18 protein-coding genes are annotated in these 25,022 nt (G+C 73.6%); 10 read left to right on the top strand and 8 right to left on the bottom strand.

Annotated features, from left to right (window positions below):
- Positions 1 to 3: 3 nt before the first annotated feature.
- Positions 4 to 1,188 (bottom strand): serine hydrolase domain-containing protein, encoded by a 1,185-nt coding sequence (locus ABZ562_RS23090; protein WP_361482811.1) that lies wholly within the window; start codon positions 1,186 to 1,188, stop codon positions 4 to 6.
- A 213-nt stretch (positions 1,189 to 1,401) separates the two neighbouring features.
- On the opposite strand from ABZ562_RS23090, the gene ABZ562_RS23085 reads away from it, so the two are divergent.
- Positions 1,402 to 3,468: a serine/threonine-protein kinase gene (locus tag ABZ562_RS23085; protein WP_361482808.1), complete on the top strand. Its 2,067-nt coding sequence runs from the start codon at positions 1,402 to 1,404 to the stop codon at positions 3,466 to 3,468.
- Between the two features lie 163 nt (positions 3,469 to 3,631).
- Positions 3,632 to 6,304 (top strand): protein kinase, encoded by a 2,673-nt coding sequence (locus ABZ562_RS23080; protein WP_361482805.1) that lies wholly within the window; start codon positions 3,632 to 3,634, stop codon positions 6,302 to 6,304.
- 1 nt (position 6,305) lies between these two features.
- On the opposite strand, the gene ABZ562_RS23075 is transcribed toward ABZ562_RS23080, so the two are convergent.
- The gene (locus ABZ562_RS23075) at positions 6,306 to 7,874 is read right to left on the bottom strand and encodes an AMP-binding protein (protein WP_361482802.1); all 1,569 of its coding nucleotides are present in this window, start codon (positions 7,872 to 7,874) and stop codon (positions 6,306 to 6,308) included.
- A gap of 153 nt (positions 7,875 to 8,027) precedes the next feature.
- Between ABZ562_RS23075 and ABZ562_RS23070 the strand changes: the two genes are divergently transcribed.
- The 3 genes from ABZ562_RS23070 (at position 8,028) to ABZ562_RS23060 (ending at position 11,294) form a co-directional block, all read left to right on the top strand.
- Entirely contained in the window at positions 8,028 to 9,191 is a 1,164-nt protein-coding gene (locus tag ABZ562_RS23070) for an acyl-CoA dehydrogenase family protein (protein WP_361482799.1), read from the top strand.
- A gap of 9 nt (positions 9,192 to 9,200) precedes the next feature.
- Complete coding sequence (locus ABZ562_RS23065) at positions 9,201 to 10,214, top strand: acyl-CoA dehydrogenase family protein (protein ID WP_361482796.1); 1,014 nt, start codon at positions 9,201 to 9,203, stop codon at positions 10,212 to 10,214.
- A 471-nt stretch (positions 10,215 to 10,685) separates the two neighbouring features.
- Positions 10,686 to 11,294, top strand: coding sequence for an ATP-binding protein (locus tag ABZ562_RS23060; RefSeq protein WP_361482793.1), 609 nt, complete (start codon positions 10,686 to 10,688; stop codon positions 11,292 to 11,294).
- Positions 11,295 to 11,578: 284 nt separating this feature from the next.
- Here the strand turns inward: ABZ562_RS23060 and ABZ562_RS23055 are convergent, their stop codons facing one another.
- Complete coding sequence (locus ABZ562_RS23055) at positions 11,579 to 12,505, bottom strand: cyclase family protein (RefSeq protein ID WP_361482790.1); 927 nt, start codon at positions 12,503 to 12,505, stop codon at positions 11,579 to 11,581.
- Positions 12,506 to 12,603: 98 nt separating this feature from the next.
- Between ABZ562_RS23055 and ABZ562_RS23050 the strand changes: the two genes are divergently transcribed.
- The 4 genes from ABZ562_RS23050 to ABZ562_RS23035 are packed head-to-tail and all read left to right on the top strand — an operon-like array spanning position 12,604 to position 17,380.
- A complete protein-coding gene (locus tag ABZ562_RS23050) occupies positions 12,604 to 13,515 on the top strand; it encodes an SDR family oxidoreductase (protein WP_361482787.1) in 912 nt (303 codons plus the stop codon).
- Positions 13,516 to 13,555: 40 nt separating this feature from the next.
- On the top strand, positions 13,556 to 14,839 hold the full coding sequence (locus ABZ562_RS23045) for an acyl-CoA dehydrogenase family protein (protein ID WP_361482784.1): 1,284 nt from the start codon (positions 13,556 to 13,558) through the stop codon (positions 14,837 to 14,839).
- Entirely contained in the window at positions 14,836 to 16,299 is a 1,464-nt protein-coding gene (locus tag ABZ562_RS23040) for an aldehyde dehydrogenase family protein (protein WP_361482781.1), read from the top strand. The genes ABZ562_RS23045 and ABZ562_RS23040 overlap by 4 nt, the downstream gene beginning before the upstream one ends.
- A 28-nt stretch (positions 16,300 to 16,327) precedes the next feature.
- Positions 16,328 to 17,380 carry a Zn-dependent alcohol dehydrogenase gene (locus tag ABZ562_RS23035; RefSeq protein WP_361482778.1) on the top strand — a complete coding sequence of 351 codons (1,053 nt, stop codon included), beginning with the start codon at positions 16,328 to 16,330 and terminating at the stop codon, positions 17,378 to 17,380.
- Here ABZ562_RS23035 and ABZ562_RS23030 read toward each other — a convergent pair.
- On the bottom strand, positions 17,302 to 18,384 hold the full coding sequence (locus ABZ562_RS23030) for a helix-turn-helix domain-containing protein (RefSeq protein WP_361482775.1): 1,083 nt from the start codon (positions 18,382 to 18,384) through the stop codon (positions 17,302 to 17,304). The two genes, ABZ562_RS23035 and ABZ562_RS23030, sit on opposite strands and share 79 nt — an antisense overlap.
- A 97-nt stretch (positions 18,385 to 18,481) precedes the next feature.
- Between ABZ562_RS23030 and ABZ562_RS23025 the strand changes: the two genes are divergently transcribed.
- Complete coding sequence (locus ABZ562_RS23025; RefSeq protein WP_361482773.1) at positions 18,482 to 19,804, top strand: MFS transporter; 1,323 nt, start codon at positions 18,482 to 18,484, stop codon at positions 19,802 to 19,804.
- Here ABZ562_RS23025 and ABZ562_RS23020 read toward each other — a convergent pair.
- From ABZ562_RS23020 to ABZ562_RS23005, 4 genes are all read right to left on the bottom strand, one after another.
- On the bottom strand, positions 19,779 to 20,402 hold the full coding sequence (locus ABZ562_RS23020; RefSeq protein ID WP_361483084.1) for a flavin reductase family protein: 624 nt from the start codon (positions 20,400 to 20,402) through the stop codon (positions 19,779 to 19,781). The two genes, ABZ562_RS23025 and ABZ562_RS23020, sit on opposite strands and share 26 nt — an antisense overlap.
- Before the next feature lie 64 nt (positions 20,403 to 20,466).
- Positions 20,467 to 21,285 (bottom strand): enoyl-CoA hydratase-related protein, encoded by an 819-nt coding sequence (locus ABZ562_RS23015; RefSeq protein WP_361482771.1) that lies wholly within the window; start codon positions 21,283 to 21,285, stop codon positions 20,467 to 20,469.
- Between the two features lie 73 nt (positions 21,286 to 21,358).
- The gene (locus ABZ562_RS23010; protein ID WP_361482769.1) at positions 21,359 to 23,602 is read right to left on the bottom strand and encodes an acetate--CoA ligase family protein; all 2,244 of its coding nucleotides are present in this window, start codon (positions 23,600 to 23,602) and stop codon (positions 21,359 to 21,361) included.
- A gap of 218 nt (positions 23,603 to 23,820) precedes the next feature.
- A complete protein-coding gene (locus ABZ562_RS23005; RefSeq protein WP_361482766.1) occupies positions 23,821 to 24,978 on the bottom strand; it encodes an NAD(P)/FAD-dependent oxidoreductase in 1,158 nt (385 codons plus the stop codon).
- Positions 24,979 to 25,022 lie beyond the last annotated feature (44 nt).

Genomic DNA, 25,022 nt, shown 5'->3' with positions numbered 1-25,022 from the left:
GGGCTATCGCTTCGGGCAGAACACCGCCGTGAGCAGGGCGGTCTCGGCCTTCGGGGCGGGCGGCCCGGCGCTGTTGAGGCGGTAGACCAGGGTGCGGCGGCCGTCGCGGGTGGCCACGGCCAGCGCGTACGAGCCGCTGACCTCGCCGTTGTGCCCCCAGACCGTCGTCCCGCACGGCAGCCGCACCGGGAACAGGCCCATCCCGTACCGGCCGCCGGACGCCGAGGTGTCCTCCATCCGCCGCAGCTGGGCCTTCGGCACCACCTGGCCGCGCAACAGAGCGCCGAGCAGCCGGGACAGATCGCCCAGCGTGGAGATCATCTCGCCCGCGGCTCCGGCGGACGACGGGTCGAGGTCGGTGACATCGCGCCAGCGGCCGCCCCGGGAGTCGTACGCGCGGCCGTGCGGAGCCGGGAGGGTGGTGCGGACGCCGGGGAACGAGGTGGCGCGCAGGGCGAGCGGATCGAGTATCCGGCGCTCGGCCCCGGCGGCGTACGAGCGTCCGGTGACCCGCTCGACGATCATGCCCAGCAGGACGTAGTTGGTGTTGGAGTAATGCCACTTCGCCCCGGGCGCGAAGGCGGGGCGGTGGGTGAGGGCGGCCCGCACCAGGGAGGCGGGGCTGTGCGCCTCCGTACGGCCGGTGCCGTCCGTGCCCTCCGCGCCATTCGTGCCGTCCGTGCCCTCGGTCGCCGACAGTTGACCCGCCAGCACCGGGTCGGCGGTGTAGTCGAACAGCCCGCTGGTGTGGGTGAGGAGCTGACCGACGGTGATTTTTCGGCCATTGTTGCCCTGGCCGCGCACCAGCCCCGGCAGATGCTGCTCGACGGTGTCGCCCAGGCCGAGCCTGCCCTCGCCGGCCAGCCGCAGCGTCAGCGCCGCGATGACGGTCTTGGTGACGCTGCCCGCCCGGAAGCGATCGTCCCGCTCGACGCGCCGCCCGCTCCGGGTGTCCGCCACCCCCGCCGCGGTGAACCGGGCCCCGCCCCCGTCCCGGACGAGCGCCGCGGCCCCGGGCGCCGTGCCGTCGGTCACCAGGCGCCGCAGGGCCGTCCGTACGGCGCCGCGCTCCTCCCGCTCGGCGGCCTTCCGGCCCCCGCCGGCCACGCTCGCGCGGGCGTCCGCGTCCGCCGTACAGCCCGCCAGGACGACGCCCATGGCCGCGACCAGCGCCACGACGGTCGGCATACGGCCTCGCCTGTGCCATCGTATGGCGGAGATGGGCATGACACGGGCCTTTCGTTCCCTGCGGACCCCCCGATGTTCGCAGGTGCACCGGACGGCCGCCGCACCGTGCCCGCTCCACCGCCCGGACCCCGGGCTTTCCCGGGGTCGCGGATGAGAGACAATGGACGCTCTCCCAGGGTGGGTTCAGGGTGGGTTGATTCGCAGAGGGGTCGCATGTCGGAGGCTGAGAAGACGCAGGGTTCGACTGGGCGCCTCCTCGCCGGGCGATACCGGCTGGGGGAGATTCTCGGTCAGGGCGGCATGGGCACCGTCTGGCGCGCCAGCGACCAGACCCTCGGCCGTACGGTCGCGGTCAAGGAGCTGCGCTTCCCGTCCAGCGTCGAGGAGGACGAGAAGAGACGGCTCATCACCCGCACACTGCGCGAGGCGAAGGCGATCGCCCGGATCCGCAGCAACGGCGCCGTCACCGTCTATGACGTGGTCGACGAGGACGACCGCCCCTGGATCGTCATGGAGCTGATCGAGGGCCGCTCGCTCGCCGACGTCGTCCGGGACGACGGGCCGCTCACCCCCCGGCGCGCCGCCGAGGTCGGCCTCGCCGTCCTCGACGTGCTGCGCGCGGCCCACCAGGCGGGCATCCTGCACCGCGACGTGAAGCCGTCCAACGTGCTGATCTCGGAACCCGACGGCCGCGTCGTCCTCACCGACTTCGGCATCGCCCAGGTCGAGGGCGACCCGTCCGTCACCTCCACCGGCATGCTCGTCGGCGCGCCCTCCTACATCTCCCCGGAGCGGGCCCGCGGCCACAAGCCCGGCCCGCCGTCCGACCTGTGGTCGCTGGGCGGCCTGCTGTACGCGGCGGTCGAGGGCGTACCGCCGTACGACAAGAGCACGGCCATAGCGACCCTCACCGCGGTCATGACCGAGCCGGTCGAGCCGCCGAAGAACGCGGGCCCGCTGGAAGAGGTCATCTACGGTCTGCTGGTCAAGGACCCCGACCAGCGGCTGGACGACGCGGGGGCGCGGGCGCTGCTGGAGCACGCCCTGAGCACGCCGGAGGACACCGCGTCGAAGAAGGCCCCCGCCGACGCGACCCGCACGATGAGCCTGCCGCCCGCCCCCTCCGCCGAGGACGAGGCGGCCGCGGAGGCCAAGTCCGCGGCGGTCGCGGAGCGCGCCCGGGGTGCGCTGAAGTCCGTACGGAACGCGAAGACCGAGCAGAAGGCGGACCCGGCGAAGAAGCCGGAGACGTCGAAGAAGGCCGATTCCGCGAAGGCGCCGAAGTCCGCGGCGGCCGCGGCGGGCGCGCAGTCCTCGAAGAAGGCCGACCTCACGAAGAAGGGGGAGCCGGCCGCTGGTTCGGCTTCCGCCCCGGCCTCCGCTTCCTCCTCCGGTTCGGGCAAGCCCGAGGACGCCTCCGGCCCGTACCGCCCGGTGCCGCCCCGCGCCCCGATCACCGATGTGGTCTCCAAGCGGACGCTGATCATCATCGCGGTCGTCGTGGTCGCCATCGTGGCCACCGTGCTCGCCGTCGCCTTCAACGGCGCCGGTGACGACGACAAGGCCAAGGGCACGGGCGGCGCCAAGGCGTCGGCCTCGGCCGGGGCGTCGGGCGACCGGCAGGACGGCAAGGACGCCGGCGCGTCCGGCGGGGCGAACACCCAGTCCCCGGACGGCAAGACGTCCGGCGGCTCGACGGAGCAGGCCGGCTCGGACACGTCCAAGGGCGGCGACACGGACGACGACGGCGGCAAGGGCGAGGGCAAGGGCGGCAGCGGCGACGACGGCGGGAGCGGCGGCAAGGGGGAGGGCAAGGGCGGCTCCCTGCCCGGCGGCTACGAGACCGTCAAGAGCTCCGACTTCCCGTTCACCATGGCGATGCCCAAGGGATGGTCGGTGCACAACGGGAGCTACAGCGGCAGCCGAAAGTACTACGGCGGCTCCAGCATCCCGCGTATCCAGATCGACTTCACCTCCTCCCCGAAGCCGGACGCGGCGGCCGAGTGGCGCAAGGGGGAGGCCGCCGCGCGGAGCAGCATGTCCGGCTACAAGAGCCTCGGCATCAAGACGGTCTCCTGGCGGGGCTACCCGAGCGTCGCGGACTGGGAGTTCGAGCGTGACCAGGACGGCAAGCACGTACGGGTGCTCAACCGCGGCTTCAAGGCGGACGGCAGCCACGGCTTCTCCATCATGATCACTTGCGAGGCGAGCAAGTGGGACGACAAGGAGTGCAGGACGCTGCGCGACACCGCGTTCAAAACGTTCGACATCACGGACTGAGCACTCCTGTCGGCGAAGCGTCGCGCGGGCCCGTATCGTGAGTGCCCGTAGACCGTGCGCAGTCGCATGAACCCGCCAAAACGACCACAATTGACGGCCTAGCACTGTGCTGATCGCATACAGGGACGTTGATCGCGCCTGATCGTGCGCCAGGGGAGGCGTCGTGGACGAGTACGCGGGCCGGGTACTGGCCGGCCGCTATCGCCTGCCCCCGCCGCCCGCCGACGAGTACGAGTTCGTCGAGACCCGCGCCTTCGACACCTACAGCGGCCAGCAGGTCCATCTGCGGCAGATACCGCTTCCGGAGGTCGTCGACGCCGAGGTCGTCGACGACGACGGCCACCCCGGCGCAGGGCCGAACGGGGCGTCCGGTACGGCCCGGGGCGGCGGCGACCCCGCCGTACGGCGCGCCCTGGACGCGGCGACCGCGGCGGCGCAGGTCCCCGACCACCCCAGGCTCGGCCAGGTCTTCCACGTCTTCGCGGAGGCCGGAAGCCTGTGGATCGTCAGCGAACTCGTCGCCGGGCGCCCGCTCGCCGCGCTGCTCACCGAGCGGAACCTGTCCCCGCACCGCGCCGCCGAGGTCGCCAACGACGTGCTGACGGCGCTCCGCGCGCTGCACGCCCACGGCTGGACGCACCGCAACATCACCACCCGCACGGTGCTGTTGTGCGACGACGGCCGCGCGATGCTGACGGGCCTGGCGGCGGGCGCGGCGGAGGAGGCGCTGTGCGGCTACGATCCGGTGCCGAGGCCGCCGGACGAGGACACGGCCGGTCCGGCTTCCGGCCCCGCCGCTCCCGGCCCCGTCTCCGGCCCCGCGTCGCCGCCGGACGCGCGCGCCGCGGACGACGGGTACACCCCCACGCCGCCCGCGGGCACTCCCATCGTCGGCGCGCCCACCCCGGCCCTTCCGCACGGCTACGAGAGCGCCGCGCCCGGCCGGCGGCCCGGCGGGGAGCGCCCGGAGGGGTGGCCGGAGCCGCGTCCCGGCACGCACGGACCGGTCTACCGCGACCAGGGCGCCTCGGGCGGCTTCCCCGCCCCGCGCGGCGCGGTCGGCGGCGCCCAGGGTCCCGGGGCGCACGGATATCCGGAGCCGGCAGGACCGGAAGCCGAATGGGCCGCCGGCGGCTCCGGTCACATTCCGGCGCAGGGCGCGGGGGACGACCCACCGGGCGCCCCGGACGACGCGCAGGGCGCGGCCGCGCGCGCCGCCCGGGCGAAGGCCATCGCCGCGTACGCGGCGGGAGCCCGCGCGGCCGCCGCACGGGCCGGCGTCGACGCCCCCCGGTACACCGCCCAGGAGCCGGGCCCGCTCACGGGCGGCGCGCCCTGGCCCGATTCCGCTTCCCGTTCCGTTTCAGGTTCCGTTTCAGGTTCCGTTTCTGGTTCAGGTTCCGTTTCTGGTTCCCCCTCGCCGGAAGGCGCCACCGTGCCCCGGCAGCCGAGCGGTGAGGACGGCGGCGGTTCCTGGGACGGCGGCGGCACGACCGACGGCGGCCCGCCGCGCGGCCCCACCACCGCGCTCGCCGCCGAACGGGCCCGGCAGGCGCGGATCGTCGTGGTCGGCGCCGTCACCGAGCGCTGGGCGCCCGAGCAGGCCGGACCCGTCCACGAGAACTGGCGGCTGGCCCCGCCCGTCGGCCCCGCCGCCGACCTGTGGGCGCTGGGCGTGCTGCTCTTCCGCGCCGTCCAGGGCCACGCCCCGTACCCGGAGGAGAACGCCGCAGAGCTGGTGCAGATGGTGTGCGCGGAGGCACCGGCGTACGCGGAGGAGTGCGGTCCGCTGCGCCCCGTGGTCGAGTCGCTGATGCGCCAGGACCCCACCGAGCGGCCCGACTTCGAGGAGCTGCGCGGCTGGCTGCGGTCGCTCATCAGATCGGCGCCGGAGCCGGACGTCGGCAGCAGCACGGTCACCGTGCCGTCGATCGGGCCGGGCGGCGCGTCCGACCCGAAGCGGCTGCCGATCGTGCGCCGCCGGGGCTGGCTGGTGCGCAAGGGCCGGGGCCGCCCGGACCGGGCGGCGGCCGCGCACGGGCGGCACAAGCGGGCGAAGCAGGCGGCGCGCGAAGCGGGCCCGGCCCCGCGGCGGGAGGCCCCACGGCGGGAGCCGGCCACGGGCCGCAAGCCGCGCAGGCTGGGGCGGCTGCTGCTCCTGCTGATCCTGCTGGGCCTGGCGGCGGCGGTGCTGTACGCGATGATGTTCATGCCGCGCACCGACGACACCGCCGGCCAGGGCCGTACGGGGTCGGCCGGCGCGGGGAGCCCGGCCCCCACCAGCGCCCACGACCCGGCGTCACCGTCCGGTGAGGGCAGCGAGGACGACGGCTCGGCGGACCCGGGCTCCGACGAGCCCCAGTCCACCGAACCGGCCGGTCTCGCGAAGGGCTTCGCGGTCCGCAAGGACCCCAAGGGCTTCTCCGTCGCCGTCCACGAGGGCTGGACCCGGCGCGGCGAGAACGCGCGCGGCCAGATCCGCTACATCGGCGGCGACATCGAGCTGGTGATCGTGGCGGGGCGGGACAAGGTGTCCGAGTTCGGCGGCGACCCGATGGCGTACCAGCAGAACCGGGAGGCCGAACTGGCCGCCTTCCGCGACTCGGCGTGGGCGTCGTCCTCGGGGCTGAAGCGGATCGACGTGGGGAAGACGGCGATGGCCGAGGGCCAGTTCAGCTGGCGGGACAGCAGCGGCCGCAACGTGTACGCGCGCAACCTGGCGATGCTGATCGGCGGCCGCTACCACGTGGTCCTGGCGATCGGTCCCGCCGACGAGCGCCGCACGGTGAACCGCCACTTCGAGCAGGCGACGGCCACGTACAGCACGACGGGCTGACTCAGCGCCCGGGCGGAGGCGCCGCCGCGGCGCCCCCGAACCGCTCCCGCAGCCGGTACTTCAGCACCTTCCGCAGCGTGTCGTTCCGTGGCAGCGCGTCCACCACCTCCACCCTCTCCGGCACCTTGTGCACCGAAAGACCCACTCCGCGCAGATAGGACCCGACCCCCTCCACGGTCAGCGGCGCGGCCCCCGCCGGCTGCTCCACCACGGCGCACACCACCTCCCCCCGATCCGCGTCCGGCAGCCCGATCACCGCCACATCCCCCACATCCGGATGCCGGTACAGCAACTGCTCGATCTCCTTCGCGGAAATGTTCTCGCCCTTACGGATGATGATGTCCTTGGCGCGCCCCGTGAGCACGAGATGACCGCTTTCCGTCAGATGGCCGAGGTCGCCGGTGCGGAAGAAGCCGTCGGCGTCGAACGCCTCCCGGGTCTGCGCCGCGTCCAGATATCCGGCGCACACCGCCTCACCGCGCAGCCGCACCTCCCCGTCCACGACGCGGATCTCCATCTCCGCGGGCGGGCGCCCCTCCGTCGTCGCCAGCAGCTCGGCGGTGTCGTCCGGCGACCCCATCGTGATCATGGGAACCTCGGTCATCCCGTAGCCGTGGGTGAGTTGGCAGCCCAGCTCCCGTACCACCTCGTAGTACAGCTCGGGCGGCTTGGGCGCGCCGCCACCGGCCAGTAGCCGCAGCGTCGGAATGAGCGGGCGCGCGGGGTCCTTGCGCTGCTCCGCCAGGAACATGGAGTAGAAGGCGGTGCTGCCGCCCGCGACCGTCACCCCGTGCCGCCGGTACGCGGACAGCGACTCCGGCAGCGCGAAGTGCTCCAGCAGCACGGCGGGGAAGCCGTACAGCAGCAGCATCACCGTGTAGTCGGGCCCGGCGACATGCGCGTACGGGAAGGCCATCGACCCGATGTCGTCCGCGGTGAGCCGCAGCGCGTGGGCGAGACAGGAACCGGCGGCGATGAGGCTGCGGTCGGTGTGCAGCACGCCCTTGGGGTCGGAGGTGGTGCCCGAGGTCCAGTAGATCCAGCGGACGGCCGTCCCGTCGGTGGGCGGCGGCGGCAGATGCGGCGGCGCCTTGGGGTCGGCGACCGGGAGCGTGTCGTACGCCTCGAAGACCAGCGGCGACTGCGGCAGCCGCGCGGCCAGCCGGTGCGCCATCGCCGTGTGGTCGAAGCCGCGCCACGTCCCGGGGACGGCGAAGAACCGCGCGCCCGAGGCGCGGAGCGCGTACCCCACCTCGCGGTCGCGGTAGTACGGGATGAGCGGGGTCTGTACGGCGCCCAGCCGGGCCAGCGCCAGGGTCAGCACGACCGTCTCCAGCCGGGTGGGCAGCTGCCAGGCGACCCGGCTGCCGGGGCCCACCCCCCTCGCGTACAGCCCCGCCGCCGTGCGCTCCGCGCGGGTGCGCAGGGCGCGGAAGGTCAGCCGCCGGTCGTGCCGCCCGCTGGCGGCGGCCTGGATCAGCGCGGGGGCGTCCGGGGTGAGCGCGGCGCGCCGCTCCAGCAGTTCCCACAGCGTCGCCGACGCGCCGAGGGCGTGTGCGGTGTCGGTCATCCCGGCCTCCCGTGGCCGAATCCGTAGACCTGACGGGTAGTCAGATAATGCGGGAAGCGTAAGGCCGTCCGTCTTGTCGGTCCAGAGGGTGCGGATTAGCCTTCCCCTGCCGCCTGATCTGACGAGACATCAGAAAAGGGAGGACGGCCGCCGATGGATCTCGCCTTCACGGAGGACGAGGAGGACTTCCGGCACGGACTGCGCGCCTGGCTCGCGGACGTCCTCCCCACCCTGCCCGACCGCCCAGACCCCGCCGACTGGCCCGCCCGCCGCGCCTACGACTGCGGCTGGCAGCGCAGGCTGTACGACGCCGGATACGCCGGACTGCACTGGCCCGAGGACGCCGGAGGCCGTGGCGCCACCCCCACCCAGCACCTGATCTTCCTGGAGGAGACCGAACGCGCGGGCGCGCCCTACGTCGGCGCCAACTTCGTCGGCCTGCTGCACGCGGGCCCCACCATCGCCGCCGAGGGCACCCCCGCCCAGCGGGCCCGCTGGCTGCCGCCGATCCTCCGCGGCGACCAGGTCTGGTGCCAGGGCTTCTCCGAACCCGACGCCGGATCCGACCTGGCCTCCTTGCGCACCCGGGCCGTACGGGACGGCGACCACTACGTCGTCAGCGGCAGCAAGATCTGGACCTCGCACGCCGAGATCGCCGACTGGTGCGAACTCCTGGTGCGCACCACGCCGATAAACCCCGACACGCCGAAGCACTGGGGCATCACCTGGCTCGCGCTGCCCATGGACGCGCCCGGCGTGACGGTGCGGCCGCTGCGCACCCTCGCCGGGACCGCCGAGTTCGCCGAGGTCTTCCTGGACGAGGTGCGGGTGCCCGTAGACCACCGGGTCGGGGCCGAGAACGACGGCTGGCGAGTGACCATGGTGACGCTCTCCTTCGAGCGCGGCACGGCCTTCGTCGGCGAGGTCGTCGCCTGCCGGCGGGTGCTGGAGGCCCTGGCCCGTCGCGCCAAGGCCAACGGCCGCTGGGACGACCCCGTACTGCGGCGGCGGCTCGGGCGGCTCGCCGCCGACTGCGCGGCGCTGTGGCGGCTCACCCAGTGGAACGTCAGCGAGGCGCAGCGCACCGGCGGGGTGCCGGGCGTCGGCGGCTCGGTCTTCAAGCTCCGCTTCTCGGAGGTGCGGCAGGAGCTGTACGACGCCGCCGCCGACGTGCTGGGCCCGGACGCGCTGGATGCCGGGCACGAGTGGGTCGCGGACCGGCTGTCGTCGCTCTCGTACACCATCGCGGCCGGAACCTCACAGATCCAGCGGAACATCGTCGCCGAGCGCATCCTCGGCCTGCCGAAGGGGCGGTGACCCAAGGGCATGGACTTCCAGCTCGACGACGACCAGCGGGCGCTGCGGGACGGCATGCGCGAGCTGCTGGAACGGCGCTTCCCCCGCGCCCGGTTACGGACGGCTGTGGACGGCCCCGAAAGCGGCGCCGTGACGCTGGACCGTGCCCTGTGGCGGGAACTGGGCACCGCCGGGTTCTTCGCGCTGCGGCTGCCCGAGTCGGCGGGCGGGGTCGGGCTCGGACTGCCGGAGGCGGTGCTGGCCATGGAGGAGGCGGGCCGGGCGCTGCTCCCGGGGCCGCTGGTCGCCACCCAGCTCGCGGCGGGCCTGGCGGCGGCCGGTGCCGCGGGCGCCGCCGAAGGGGCGGCCGTGGTCACCGCGCTGGACCTCGGCGCCGGGGCCGCGGCGGACCCGCTGGTGGAGCATCTGACCTCGGCCGACGCCGTGCTGGTGCTGAGCGGCGAGGACGCCCGGGTGGTTGCGGCGGCCGCGCTCGCGGACGCGGCCCGGCCGATACGCTCCGTCGACCCCGCCACCCCGCTGCACCGTGCGCACCCACCGGCCCTGCCCCCGGGGGCGTCCGGGGCCGTCGGCGCGGCCGCCGCCCGGCGGCTGCGCCGCGAGGCGGCCCTGCTGACCGCCGCCCAACAGCTCGGCAGCGCCTCCCGTACGGTCCGGATGGCGGTGGACCACGCCGCGGCGCGCACGCAGTTCGGCCGCCCGATCGGCGCCTTCCAGGCCGTACAGCATCTGTGCGCGGGGATGCTCGTACGCGCCGAATCAGCCAGAAGTGTGGTGTACGCCGCCGCGGTCACAGAAGACGCGGGTGACATCGCCGCCGCCAAACTGCTCGCCGACCAGGCGGCCGTCCGTAATGCCCGCGATTGTCTTCAGGTGCACGGAGGGATGGGTTTCACCTGGGAAGCGGATGTCCATCTGCACCTCAAGCGGGCCTGGGTGCGCGCCGGGCAGTGGCAGACGGCGGCCGGGGCCGAGGAGGAACTGGCCGCCGGGCTCCTGTTGACCGCTGAAACAGGTTTGTAACCGGGCTCCATGGATACGCCTGAATTGTTGGGATGTCGCATTCTCTGGGGAGATGCCCGGAGGCTTTGAGGTGACCGAGCGTTGATATCGGGTTGTTTCCTGGGCGTGACTCGTCACAGGGGGGAGTCGGGCTCCGGCTCGGGTACTCTCCGTGGGGTGCGAGCGGTTTTGGGGTACAACGAACCCGGCGTGGCCCGTGGGGCGACTCCGGGCACGCCGATGTGCCCCGCTCGCACGGGGCGCCCTCCGGTCATGCCTCGCTGTTCGAGTCATCGGAGCGTGCGTCGCACAGTATGCCCCACGCATACTCCTTGGCGCTGGAATATGACCGAAGCGCTTGTTGGGGTGACTGTACGTCAACCATGCTCTCTCGCACGGGGGTACCTCCCGGCCACAGCCGGGAGAGAGTCACGTTCCGTGATCTCTTGGAGGTATGAGGCGATGTGTCCGCCGGTTCGGATGGTGTGAGCGGTGCAGGTGCTTCAGATGCAGATGGAGGTCCGCCCCGATCCCGCGGAGGTGAGTCGTGCCCGCCGGTGGGCGCGTTCGCGGCTCGCCGGGTCCGGTATCGGGGCCGACGAGCCGCTTGCCGAGACGTTGATCCTGCTCATCTCCGAGCTCGTCACCAACGCCGTGGTGCACACCGGCTGTCCCGCGGTGCTGCGGATGCGCTTCCCCGCGCAGACCGGCACCGGCGGCGGGAGCGGCGGTAGCGACGGTTCCGTGGAGCCCTCCGCCGGCAAGGGGTCCGAACTGGGCACGGTCCGGGTCGAGGTCGCCGACGCCAGCGCCCGCGCGCCGCGTCAGCGCCGCGCCGACGAGGAGTCCACCAACGGCCGCGGGCTGGAGCTGGTCGACGGGCTCGCGGACCGCTGGGGCTGGCAGCCCGAGGGTGCGGGCAAGCGCATCTGGTGTGAAATCGACCGCGGTCGGCGGGAAGAGTGCGCGGACGGCGCGGAGCGCGTCGAAGACGGCGATCACAGGGGGCGTGACGAGGCGCTTCTGACGGGGCGTGGTGCCTCCCGCGCGTCATCACATCTGGGGCGGACCCCACAAAGTCCAGACCAGGTGTTGACGTGACGTGGCCGAGTGATCACTCTAGGATCAGCGATTCGTCGCGAGGGGACGCCGAGGGCCATGTGGTCCCTGTGAACCGTGTGTTCGCGGGGCCGTACCTCGGCGAGTGCGGGTCGCGGCCCGGCGTCTGATCAGGGCTCGACGCCGGAGCCGGGTGGCGGTGCGCGATGCCGTGCTCGGGGTGTGCATGAGCGCACCGCCGCCCGATAGGCCCCACCCGCCCGTCCCCTCGCGCTCTCCGGGTTCACCGCGTCCTTCGCGTCTTCGCGCTCGTCGCGGCACCGGCCTCAGAGGATCGCCACGGGCGCGACCGGGGCGCCGGTCCCGCCGGTGAACGGCTCGGGCGTGGCCGACAGCAGGAAGGCGTAGCGCCCCTCCTCGGCGCAGGCCGCCGACAGCTCCTCCAGATTCCAGTTCTGGCCCTGCGGCATGCCCATCTCGACCAGGTCGAGGGCGTGGACGGGCAGCCACAGGTCGTCGATCTCCGGCGGGAAGATCTCGAAGGTGAGCGTGTCGTTGGCGACCGCGGCCACGTCACGGGCGTGGAACCACTCGGGCGTACGGAGCGACAGACCCGGCGACGGATACGCGTACGCCTCCCTCTCGCCCGCGAGATACCGCTGGATCTGCCCGGTCCGTACGAGCGCGATGTCGCCGGGCCGTACCGCGACCTGGGCCAGCTCCTCGGCGGCGGCGAGGTCTTCGGGGGTGACGGCGTGCCCCTCGGGTAGCCGGTCCGCGCCCCGGGCGCGCGCGACGTCGAGCAGCACTCCGCGCGAGACGATGTGCCGCGCCGTGTGGATGCCGCTGAAGGCCGCGCGGTCATGGGCGGTGACGGACGTGGCGGGGCGGCCGTTGTAGAGCCTGCCGGAGTGCGAGACATGGGCCAGCCCGTCCCAGTGGGTACCGGCCTGCAGTCCCATCGTCACGGCGTCGTCGCTGGTGGCGACCGTACCCGGGCCGAACACCTCGGCGTTCACGGCGACCATGGTGTGCAGCGGATTGATCCGCCCCGGGATCATCCCGGTCTGGATGCCGTCCTGCCGCAGCGGAACCGCGAGCGGGACGCGGCGCCCGGTGCGCACGGCCGCCGCCGCGTCCCGGACCACCGCGTCGGTGATCAGGTTGAGCGTGCCGATCTCGTCGTCGGCGCCCCACCGTCCCCAGTTGTTGACGCGCTGGGCGATGTCGTGGAACTCGGGTGGCAGCGACATGGTGCCTCCTTCGGTCGGTTCCGTTCCAGGGCTTGTACTCGGGGCGGGTCTGCTCAAAAATCTAACGGTCCGTCAGAAACTGCGGGAGGGGACGCGACGTGGGCAACTTCTTGGACGGCAAGGTCATCGCCGTCACCGGCGCCGGGCGCGGCATCGGACGAGCCGTGGCCCTCGCCTGCGCGGCCGAGGGCGCGAAGGTCGTCGTCAACGACTACGGGGTCTCGATCGAGGGCGGCGAACCCACCAGCGAGATCGCCGAAGCGGCGGTCAAGGAGATCGCGGCGGCGGGCGGAGAGGCGGTCGCGGTCGCCGACGACGTCTCCACCATGGCCGGCGGCCAGCGGATCGTGGACACCGCCGTCGAACGGTTCGGGCGGCTCGACGGCGTGGTGTGCGTGGCCGGAATCCTCCGCGAACGGATGCTCTTCAACATGAGCGAGGAGGAGTGGGACCCGGTCGTCGCCACCCACCTCAAGGGCACCTTCACCGTCTTCCGCGCCGCGTCCGCGGTGATGCGGCGGCAGCGCTCCGGCACCCTGATCGGCTTCACCAGCGGCAACCACCAGGGCAGCGTCGCCCAGGCCAACTACGCCTCGGCCAAGGGCGGCATCATCTCGCTGGTCCGCAGCGCGGCCCTGGGCCTGCACAAATACGGCGTCACCGCCAACTGCGTCGCCCCGGTCGCCCGTACTCGCATGTCCGCCAATGTGCCGATGGAACTGAAGGAGATCGGCGAACCGGAGGACGTCGCGGCCCTGGTCGTCTATCTGCTGAGCGAACGGGCCCGCGAGGAGAAGATCACCGGACAGGTCTATACGATCGCGGGCCCCAAGATCGCGGTCTGGGCCCAGCCGAGGGAACTGCGCGCCGGATACGCCGAGGGCGCCTGGACCCCGGAGAAGATCGCCGACTTCCTGCCCGGCACGGTCGGCACCGACCCCATGCCGCTGCTGGCCCAACTCCAAGCCATGGCCCAGGCCGCCGCCACCCACCAGCGCCCCAACGCGTGACCCGCACGCCCACCGTGCGATGTGAGGAAGGGGAGAGGCCGTGGACTTCGCCTTCGGGCCCGGGGACGCACACTTCCGCGACGAGGCACGCGCCTGGCTCGACACCCACCTGACCGGCCGGTTCACCCGCCCCACCGACACGGCCACCCCCACCACCGCTGCCGCCACCGACGCCGCGCAACGCGCCTGGGAACGTGAACTGGGCGGCGGCGGCTGGATCGGGCTCGGCTGGGACCGCACCCACGGGACCTACGGAAACCGGCCCGCCACCCTGACCCAGCAGGTCGTCTGGGCCGAGGAATACGCCCGCGCCGGAGCCCCCGGCCGACTCGGGCACATCGGCGAGAACCTGCTCGCCCCCACCCTGCTCGCACACGGCGACCAGGCCCAACGCGCCCGCTTCCTGCCCCCCATCGCCCGCGGCGAGGAGCTGTGGTGCCAGGGCTACAGCGAACCCGACGCGGGCTCCGACCTCGCCGGAGTGCGCACCCGCGCCGTCCGCGACCCGGGCGACGGAACCTACCGCGTCACCGGCCAGAAGATCTGGACCTCCCACGCCCGCGAAGCCGACTGGTGCTTCGTCCTGGCCCGCACCGAGGAGGGATCAGAGCGCCACCACGGGCTGTCCTTCCTGCTGGTGCCCATGGACCAGCCGGGACGCGTCGAGGTCCGGCCCATCCGGCAGCTCACCGGCACCGCGGAGTTCAACGAGGTGTTCTTCGACGGGGCCCTCGCCCGCCCCGACCACCTCGTCGGCGGCCCGGGCCGGGGCTGGAGCGTGGCCATGAGCCTGCTCGCCGTGGAACGCGGAGTCTCCACCCTGGTCCAGCAGATCGGCTTCGCCCAGGAACTCGACCGCGTCATCCGACAGGCCCGGGAGACCGGCGCCGCCCGCGACCCCGTACTGCGCGACCAGCTGATACAGCAGTGGGCCGAGCTGAAGGTCATGCGCTGGAACGCCCTGCGCACCCTGGGCGGCGCGGGGAATCCCCCCTCCGGGGGCCCCACCCCCACCCCCTCCCCTCCCGCTCCCGATCGGCCCGCGCCCCATCGCCCCACGGCGCACGATGCCGGGGCGCCCAGTGTGGCCAAGCTGCTGTGGGGCGGCTGGCACCGGCGGCTCGGCGAGCTGGCCGTGCGCGTGCGGGGCGCCGCCGCCGCGCTCGGACCGGTGCGCTGGACCGAGGACCGGCCGTATGAACTCGACGCCGCGCAGCGCCTCTTCCTCTTCTCCCGCGCCGACACCATCTACGGCGGCTCGGACGAGATCCAGCGCAACATCATCGCCGAGCGCGTACTCCACCTCCCCAAGGAGGATCGATGACACCGTACGGGCATTGGATCGGCGGCTCCTGGCGGGCGCCCGGGGCCGGGCACTACGCGGTCGTCAACCCGGCCACCGAGGAGACCGTCGGCCGGGCGCCCGAGGCCGACGATGCCGATGTGGACGCCGCGGTGCGGGCCGCGCGGGCCGCGTACGACGGCTGGTCGCGCACCGCCCCCCGGGAGCGCGCCGCCGTACTCGACCGCGCGGCCGACCTGCTCGCCGAGCGCGCCCCCGGCCTGGTGCCCCTCGTCCAGGCGGAGACGGGCGCGACCCTGCGGGTGACCGCGGCCCTCCAAGTGCCCCCCGCGGCCGACCGCTTCCGCCGCTACGCGCGCGGCGCCATGGAACCGGACACCGTCCCGCTCGCCCCGCTGCCGGTCGCCGCCAGCCCGCTGGCGCCCGGCGGGCTGATCGGCGCGGCGGCGGTCCGCCGTCCGGTGGGTGTCGTCGCCTGTATCACCTCCTACAACTTTCCCCTCGCCAATCTCGCGGGCAAGGTCGCCCCGGCGCTCGCCATGGGCAATACGGTCGTCGCCAAACCGGCCCCGCAGGACCCGCTGGCCTGTCTCGAACTCGGCCCGCTGCTGACCGAGGCCGGGCTCCCGGACGGTGTCTTCAATGTCGTCACCGGCTCGCGCGCGGCCGCGGGCGAGGCGCTGGTCGCGCACCCCGGTGTCGACATGGTCAGCTTCACCGGATCCACCGCCGTGGGGAAGAAGATCGCCGAATCCGCAGGCCACTCGATGAAGCGCACCCTGATGGAACTGGGGGGCAAGGGTGCGGCCATCGTCCTTGGGGACGCCGACAAGCGAGTGATCGCGTCGGCGGTCGGGGCGGTCGGTTCGACCTTCTCCTTCCACAGCGGGCAGATCTGCACGGCGCCGACTCGGGTGCTCGTCCATCGATCGCTGTACGAGCGGGTGGTCGCCGCACTCACAGATTACGCAAAGTCACTGACCGTGGGGGACCCTGTGGATAACTCCACGATCGTGGGTCCGCTGATCTCCGCGGCCCAGCGCGATCGGGTCGAGGCATACCTCGCCGGGGCCCGTGAGCAGGGCGCCCGCATCGTCACCGGCGGTGAACGCCCGGCCCTGGGGCCCGGGTTCTACGTCGCGCCGACCCTCATAGCCGACGCCGACCCCGGCATGACCGTGGCCCGCGAGGAACTGTTCGGCCCGGTCGTCGTGGCCCTGCCCTTCGACGACGAGGACGAGGCGGTGCGGATCGCCAACGGCACCTCGTACGGCCTCTACGACTACGTCTTCAGCGCCGACGCGGGCCGCGCCTGGGCGCTGGCCGCCCGGCTGCGCAGCGGAAACGTCGGCATCAACACGGTTCAGCGCCACCCCGAGACGCCGTTCGGGGGCTTCAAGCACAGCGGTGTCGGCCGCGACGGCGGCTCGTTCGGACTGCACGCGTACAGCGAACTCCAGTCGGTGGTCTGGGCCTCCTGAGGGTCCCAACAGGTGGGGGAGATCAGGCGTGAGAGGCGTAGTTTTCGACGGCAAGGCGCCCCGGGTGGTCGACGACCTGGAGGTGCGCGGCCCGGGCCCGGGCGAGGTGCTGGTGGCCGTGGCCGCCGCCGGGCTGTGCCACAGCGATCTGTCCGTCATCGACGGCACCATTCCGTTTCCGGTGCCGGTGGTGCTCGGCCACGAGGGCGCGGGCGTGGTCGAGTCGGTGGGGCCCGGCGTCACCCACGTCGCCCCGGGTGATCACGTCGCCCTCTCCACCCTCGCCAACTGCGGTACCTGCGCCGACTGCGACCGTGGCCGCCCCACCATGTGCCGCGCCGCGATCGGCAGGCCGGGCCGCCCGTTCCACCGCGGAAACGGTGAGCGGCTGTTCAACTTCGCCTCCAATTCGGCGTTCGCGCAGCGCACCCTGGTCACGGCCGTCCAGGCGGTGAAGATCCCGGACGAGATCCCGCTCACCTCGGCCGCCCTCATCGGCTGCGGCGTCCTCACCGGCGTCGGCGCCGTCTTCAACCGGGCGCGGGTGGACCGCGGCGAGTCGGTCGTCGTCATCGGCACCGGCGGCATCGGGCTCAACGTCCTGCAGGGGGCCCGGATCGCCGGGGCGACCACCGTCGTCGCCGTCGACAACAACCCGGCCAAGGAGCCGCTGGCCCGGCGCTTCGGCGCCACGCACTTCGCCGGCTCGCCCGAGGCCGTACGGGAGATCCTGCCCACCGGCGCCGACCACGCCTTCGAATGCGTCGGCTCCACCCGGCTCATCCGGCAGGCCGTCGACCTCCTCGACCGGCACGGTCAGGCGGTGCTGCTCGGGGTCCCGCCCGCGGACGCCGAGGCGTCCTTCCGGGTCTCCTCCCTCTATCTGGACAAGTCCATCCTGGGCTGCCGCTACGGCTCCGCGCGCCCGCAGCGCGACATCGCCCTGTACGCGGAGCTGTACCGGCAGGGCCGGCTGCTGCTGGACGAACTGGTCACCGGCGTCTACCCGGTGGAGGACTTCGCCGCGGCCGTGGACGACGCCCGCGGCGGGCGGGTCGCGCGGGCCGTCCTCACCTTCTGATCGGGCCCGTCCGCCGAGGCGGAGGCCCGGAAGGTGCGCCGGTAGGCGGTGGGGGAGACGCCGAGCGCGGCCTGCAGATGCTGCCGCATCGAGGCGGGCGTGCCGAAGCCCGCGTCCCGCGCCACCTGGTCCACCGACAGGTCCGTGTCCTCCAGCAGCTGCCTGGCCCGCTCCACCCGCTGCCGCGTCAGCCACTGGCCGGGGCTGACACCGACCTCCTCGCGGAAGCGGCGGGTGAAGGTGCGGACGCTCATCGACTCCTGCGCGGCCAGGTCGCGCAGGGTGAGGGGACGGTCGAGGCGGCCCAGCGCCCAGGCGCGGGCCGTGGTGGTGGTGGCCTGCTGCGGCGCGGGCACCGGGCGCCGGATGTACTGGGCCTGGCCGCCGTCGCGGTGCGGCGGCACCAGGCTGCTGCGGGCGACCTCGTTGGCGATGGCGGTGCCGTGGTCGCGCCGCACGAGGTGCAGACACAGGTCGATGCCGGAGGCGACCCCGGCGGAGGTGAGGACGTCGCCGTCGTCCACGAACAGCACATCCGGATCGACCGCGACGGCCGGGAAGAGCCGCTGGAAGTGGTCGGTGCTGCTCCAGTGGGTGGTGGCGGGGCGGCCGTCGAGCAGTCCGGCGGCGGCGAGCACGTACGAGCCGGTGCAGATGGACACCCAGCGGACGCCGGGGCGGGCGTGGGCGAGGGCGGCGGCGAGCGGTGCGGTCAGCCGGCCCTCCTTCTGGACCGGCCCGAGCCCGTGCGAGGCCGGAACCACGATGGTGGCCGCCTCGGCCAGGGCTTCCGGGCCCCGCTCGACCATGATCGGGAAGTCGGCGTCGGTGGTCACGGGGCCGGGCACGGGGGTGCAGGTCAGCACCTCGTACAGCGGCCGCCCGGCGGCGGAGCGGGCCTTGCCGAAGATCCGGTAGGGGATGCCCAGTTCGAAGGGGATCACGCCGGGCAGGGCGAGCACGACGACGCGGTGGAGCTTTCCGGTCATCCCGGGCTCGCTCATGGCTCCGGCCTCCTGTCGCGGCGGTGTGGCCCGATCCTAGCGAATGCTGTCCCACGGGCCACTCGTTCGCGGGAAGGCGCCGCCCGATGCTGGTCCGGTGACGCAGACAACCGAACGTCCCCAGGCCCCCGGACGGAACGAGAAGCCGGGCCGGGCCCGCGTACGCCGCCCGCACCGGGCCTGGCTGGTCGCCGCCGTCGCCTTCATGACGATCACCATGGCGGCCGGATTCGCCTCCCTGCCCGGACTGCTGATCGACCCGCTGCACGAGGAGTTCGGCTGGTCGCGCGGCACCATCGGCTTCGCCGTTTCCGTCAACCTCGCGCTGTACCTGCTCACCGCGCCGTTCGCCGCCGCCCTGATGGACCGCTTCGGCGTCCGTCAGGTCGTCGCCGCCGCGCTGACGGTCATCGCCGTCGGTGGCGGCCTGACGGTCTTCATGACGTCCCCCTGGCAGCTGATCCTGTGCTGGGGCGTGCTCGTCGGCCTCGGCAGCGGGGCCATGGCGCTCGCCTTCGCCGCGACCATCACCAACCGGTGGTTCGTCGCGCGGCGCGGCCTGGTCACCGGCGTCCTCACCGCGGGCGGGGCGTCCGGCCAGCTCGTCTTCCTGCCGCTGCTCTCCTGGATCGTGGAGCGGCAGCACGACTGGCGGCCCGCCGCCATGGTCGTCACGGTCGCCGCCCTCGCCATCGTGCCGTGCGTGGTGCTGCTCCTGCGCGATTACCCGTCCGACGTCGGGCTCACCGCGTACGGGGCCGACGGCCCGCCCGCACCCAGGCCCGCCCCGCGGCGGGGCGCCGCACGGCGCGCGGTGACGGCCCTCGTCTCGGCCTCGCGGACCGGTACGTTCTGGCTCCTCGCCGGGACGTTCGCGGTCTGCGGCGCCTCGACCAACGGCCTGGTCAAGACCCACTTCGTGCCCGCGGCGCACGACCACGGCATGCCGGTGACGGCGGCCGCGGGCCTGCTCGCGGTGATCGGCGTCTTCGACATCGTGGGGACGATCGGCTCCGGCTGGTTCACCGACCGGTTCGACGCGCGGCGGCTGCTGGCCGTGTACTACGCGCTGCGCGGGCTGTCCCTGATGGTCCTGCCGCTGCTCCTGGACGACGCGGTGCGTCCGCCGATGATCTTCTTCATCGTCTTCTACGGACTCGACTGGGTGGCCACCGTGCCGCCGACGATCGCGCTGTGCCGGGAGTGGTACGGGGAGGACAGCGCCATCGTGTTCGGGTGGGTGCTGGCGTCGCACCAGGTGGGCGCGGGGCTCGTGGCATTCGCCGGGGGCATGGCGCGGGACGCCTTCGGGTCGTACGACCTGGTCTGGTACGGCGCGGGCGGGCTGTGCGCGGTGGCGGCGCTGATGGCGCTGATGATCCGGCGCGGTGCCGCTACCGCCCCGGCGCCAGCCCTGTGAACGAGCCGCGGTGGAAGAGCAGGGGGCCGGCGGCCGCCGCCTGTTCGTCGGTGTCCAGGGCGCACACCCGGCCCACCACCACCAGATGGTCGCCACCGGTGTGGACCGTGTGGACGGTGCAGTCGATCCAGGCCGGGGCGCCCGTGAGCCGGGGGGAGCCGGTGACGGGGCACGGGGTGTAGGGGACACCGGCGAACTTGTCCGGCCGGTCCGCGGAGCTGACCGCGAACGACCGGCACAACTCGGCCTGCGCCGCGCCCAGGACGCTGACGCAGAAGACGCCGCTGCGGGCGATGCGGGGCCAGGTCGTGGACGTACGGGCCACCATGAAGGCGATCAGCGGCGGGTCGAGGGACAGCGACGTGAACGACTGGCACGCGAAACCCGTCGGACCCGCCTCGTCGGTGGTCGCGATCACGGTGACGCCGCTCGCGAAGTGGCCCAGGACCCGGCGGAATTCCGCCGGGGCCAGGGGCGGGCGCTCATCCTCCTGTACGGCGCGCAGCGCGCGGCGCGCGCCGGGCTGGGGCGGCGGCGGTGGCCCGGCGGTGGTGGGCGAACCGGCCGAGCGCAGATAGCGGACGGCGGTGGCGGCCATTCCGGCGTGTCCCATCATGGTTTTCGCATCTCCTCGTCGTTCCTTCTCTCTTCCGGCGGCCGGCTCAGCGGCCCCGGTAGACCGGCGCGCGGCGTTCGACGAAGGCGCGGACGCCCTCGTTCGCGTCGGCCGTGGTCATGTTGGTCTCCTGGGCGGCCGCCTCGGCGGCGAAGGCGGCCGCACGGCCGGACTCCAGCGAGGCGTTGACCAGCGCCTTGGTGGCCGCGAGGGCGCGGGTGGGGCCCGCTGCCAGGCGTTCGGCCCAGGCGCGGGCGGTCTTGGCCAGTTCGCCGTCCGGGACGACGCGGTTGACCAGCCCCAGCCGTTCGGCCTCGGCGGCGGGCAGCGCGTCGCCGAAGAACAGCAGCTCCTTCGCCCGCTGGGGGCCGATCAGCCGGGGGAGGAGGTAGGCGCCGCCGCCGTCGGGAACGAGACCGCGGCGCACGAAGACCTCGGTGAAGGTGGCCGATTCGGCGGCCAGGACCAGATCGCAGGCGAGCGCGAGATGGGCGCCGAGCCCCGCGGCGGTGCCGTTGACGGCGGCGACGACGGGCTTCTCGCAGTCGAGTACGGCCGTGATGAGCCGCTGCGCCCCGCCGCGGATCAGCCGGGCGACGTCGCCCGCGATCCGCTCGGCCGGGGCGGACGGGGTGCCGCGCAGATCGGCGCCCGCGCAGAAGCCCTTGCCGGTGGCGGTGAGCACGACGGCCCGCACGGCCGGGTCGGCGGAGGCCTGATCGAGCCGGAGAATCAGGCGTTCGCGCTGGTCGGGGGTGAGGGCGTTGAGGGCGGAGGGGCGGTCGAGGGTGATCCAGGCGACCCCGTTGTCAGTGGCGTGCCGTACAACGGAATCGAGCACTTCTTCGGGGGAGGGAGACGTCATGGGAAGGCTCCTCAGGCTGTGGGCGCGGCGCGTGCGCTCGGCGGCGTACGGGCGGTCAGCGGCGTGCGGGCGCTCAGCGGCAGACCGCCAGCGCGTCGAGGGCCACCGCGCCCTGGCCGCGGGGCAGCACCATCAGGGGGTTGACGTCGAGTTCGGCGAGCTGGTCGCCGAGTTCCAGGGCCATGCGCTGCACCCGCAGCACGACCTCGACCAGGGCGTCCACATCGCACGGGGGCGCGCCGCGCACGCCGTCGAGGAGGGCGTGGCCGCGCAGTTCGGCGAGCATGGCGCGGGCCTGGTCCTCGCCGAACGGGGGGACGCGGACGGCGGTGTCGCGCAGCACCTCCACGAGCACGCCGCCGATGCCGACGGTCACGGTGGGCCCGAAGAGGCTGTCGTGGGTGACGCCGACGACCATTTCGACGCCGCGCTCGACCATCTGGCACACCAGGACGCCGTCGAGTTCGACGCCTTCGTAGCGGGCGATGTCGGTGAGTTCGCGGTAGGTGTCGCGGACCTGGCTGGCGGAGGTCAGGCCGAGGCGGACCAGGCCGAGTTCGGTCTTGTGGGCGAGCTGGGGCGCGGACGCCTTCATGACGACGGGGTAGCCGACGAGTCCGGCGGCGCGGACGGCCGCGGCGGCGCTGGTGACGAGCTGTTCGCGCGGCACCCGGATGCCGTAGGCGCGCAGCAGCTGTTTCGCGGCGTGTTCGCTCAGCCGCTGGCCGGGGCGCAGCAGTCCGCTCGCCTTGCGCATCGACGGGGAGGGGGTGCGCGGGGCGTCGTCGAAGGGCGAGCGGTAGGAGGCGGTGAAGCGGTGGTGGCCCAGATAGGCGCGGACGGCGGTGAGGCAGTTGCCGACGGTGCGGAAGGTGGCGACGCGGGAGGAGCCGAGGAGGGTGGTGCGGTAGGCGTCCTCGGTGCCGACGGGGGAGCCCCACACCACGCAGACGAGTTTGTCGGTCCGTTCCGCGGCGTCCACCAGGTCCTGGGCGAGCTTGTCGCTCATCGGGGGGAACGGGCCGGTGATGGGGCAGATCAGCACGCCCACGGCCGGGTCGGCGAGGATCGCGTCGATGATCTTCGGGCCGCGCCAGTCGCCCACGGGGTGGCCGCCGTTGTCGACCGGGTTGGCGACGCCGAGGTCCGCGGGGATCCACTGGTGGAGTTCGGCCTGCTTCTCGGCGGAGAGGACGGGCATCGGGAGCCCGGCCGCGGTGGCGAGGTCGGCGACGTGGGCGCCGGTGCCCCCGGAGATCGAATACACCACGACGCCCTCGGCGCGCGGGGGCCGGGCGCGGGCGAGTAGCGCGGCGGTGTCCTGGAGTTCGTCCAAGCCGTCCACCCGGATCACGCCGAACTGGCGCATGGCGGCGTCCACGACGGTGTCCGCGCCGGTCAGTTTGCCGGTGTGGGAGGCGGCGGTGCGGGCGCCGGTCTCGGTGCGGCCGACCTTGACGGCGACGACGGGCACCTTGGCGCGGGCGGCCCGGTCGGCGGCGAGGAGGAAGCCGCGGCCGTCCTTGAGCCCTTCCGCGTACAGGGCGATGGCGCCGACCTCGGGGCGGGTGGTGAAGTACGAGAGGAAGTCGGCGCTCTCCAGGTCGGCCTCGTTGCCGGTGGGGGCCCAGTGGCTGAGCCGGATGCCCAGTTCCTGGAGGGTGTAGAGGGGGCGGCCCTGGTGGCCTGACTGGGTGATGAGGGCGATGGCGGGCCCTTCGAGGTCGTCGCGGAACTCCTCGAAGGCGTTGAGGTTGGTGTTGGGACCCAGCAGCCGCAGCCCGGCGCGGCGGGCTGCGGCGGTCAGCCGGGCCTGGGCGGCGGCGCCCTCGGCGCCGGTCTCGGCGAAGCCGGAGGCGAAGACGACGGCGAACTTGACCTTGACCTGGGCCAGTTCCTCGATGACCGGGAGGGGATCGCGGACGAGGAGGACGGCGAGGTCGACGGGTTCGGGCAGTTCGGCGACGGAGGGGACGCAGGGGAGGCCGAAGACGGCCGGACGGGAGGGATGGACGGGGTGCAGCCGGGCGCCGACGCGTGTCGCCCACGCGAGGAGCTGCCGGGTGATGCCGGTGCCCGGGCGGCCTTCGGTGTCGGACGCGCCGATGAGGGCCACCGCTTCGGGGCGGAAGAAGCGGTCCAGGTCGGGGACGTCGGAGTGCAGCGGCCGGCCGCTGACGTCCAGGTCCTCGGCGTCGTCGGGGGCCGAGGCGCCGCTGCTGTGGACGTGCACGGCGGGGCCGGGGGGCCGCCCGCAGGCGACGGCGCGGGCGTGACGGGAGTTGGTGGTGAGGGTGCCGTGAGTCGATCCAAGCATTGGGTATCCGCCACTCCTGCTCGTTGGCCAATAACCAGGTAACTGACGCCCAGTCACATTACTGAGTAGTCAGGCTACAGAGCTGACGGACTGTCAGGAATGCTCGGTGCACGGAGAACACGCAGGGTGACGGTGTGCCGTTACCGGCGGTACGGCGCAACGGCAACAAGAGCGTGCCCACCCGGCGGCGTGCTCACGCCGCCGGGCGGGCGGCGAAATCAAGCCGTCGTGCGGGACACCGTCCCGGCGATCTTCCTCGCGTCCAGGGCCAGTTCGCGCAGCATGCCGCTGATCGGGTTCGTATAGCCGGTGAAGAACAGACCCGGTGCGGTGCGCAGGGTCCGCCTGCCGTGGGCGAGCGGATGCCCGCGGTCGTCCAGTACGCCCAAGTGCCCGACCAGGTCCTCCAGCCCGCGCCGGTAGCCGGTCGCCGCGATCACCACCTCCGGGCCGATGCGCGAGCCGTCGGCCAGCACCACCTTGTCCTGATCCAGCGACTCGACCGCGGCGACCACCTCCACCCGCCCCGTCCGCACCGCGTCCACCAGTCCCACGTCCTGCACCGGGATCGCGCCCTGCCGCACCCGGGTGTAGAGCCCGGTGTCCGGCCACGGCAGTCCGTGCGCGGACAGATCCGGCATACTCAGGCGGCACATCACCCGCGCCGCCCGGTCCACCGCGCCCCGCGGCAGCCGCCGCACCAGGATGCCGGTGCGCTGCGCGGGCCAGCCCGCCGTCGAGCGGCGCAGAATGTGCGGCACGGTGCGAATCGCCAGCCGCACCCGCGCCGCGCCGCCCTCGACCAGGTCGACCGCGATCTCCGCGCCCGTGTTGCCGACCCCCACCACCAGCACGTCCCGGCCCTCGTGCGGGCGGGCGTTGCGGTAGCGGTGGGCGTGCAGCAGCTCGCCGGTGAAGGTGTCCAGGCCCGGCCAGTCGGGCAGCCGCGGCGTGTGGTTGTAGCCGGTCGCGACCACGGCCACCGGCGAGCGCAGTTCGCGCCCGCCGCCGGCCCGCAGCACCCAGCCGGTGTCGTCGCCGGCCCGGTCGATCCGGGTCACCTCCACGCCCGTGGCGATCTCCAGCCGGTGGTGCTCCGCGTACCGCTCCAGATAGCGCACCACGTCGTCCCGGGCGACCCAGCGCCCGTACGCGCGCGGGATCGGCAGCCCGGGCAGCGCGGAGAGGCGGCGGGTGGTGTGCAGGCGCAGCCGGTCGTAGTGGCCCCGCCAGGAGGCGGCGACCGTATCGGACTTCTCCAGGATCACGGCGTGGATGCCGCGCGCGCCCAGCGCGGCGGCGGTGGCGAGCCCGCCCGGCCCGCCGCCGATCACATAGACGGGTGAGGGGGATCTCGCGGGGAGACTGTCGGCCATGGTGGCGAGCGTAGTCCGCTGCTTGACGGGTTTCGGTCAAAGGA

Origin of the sequence: Streptomyces sp. NPDC019937 (genome assembly GCF_040631655.1) — a bacterium.
In the GTDB taxonomy this organism is placed as follows: Bacteria; Actinomycetota; Actinomycetes; order Streptomycetales; family Streptomycetaceae; genus Streptomyces.
The sequence above is the reverse complement of the archived record's forward strand: the minus strand, read 5'-3'. Positions and strand labels throughout refer to the sequence as shown.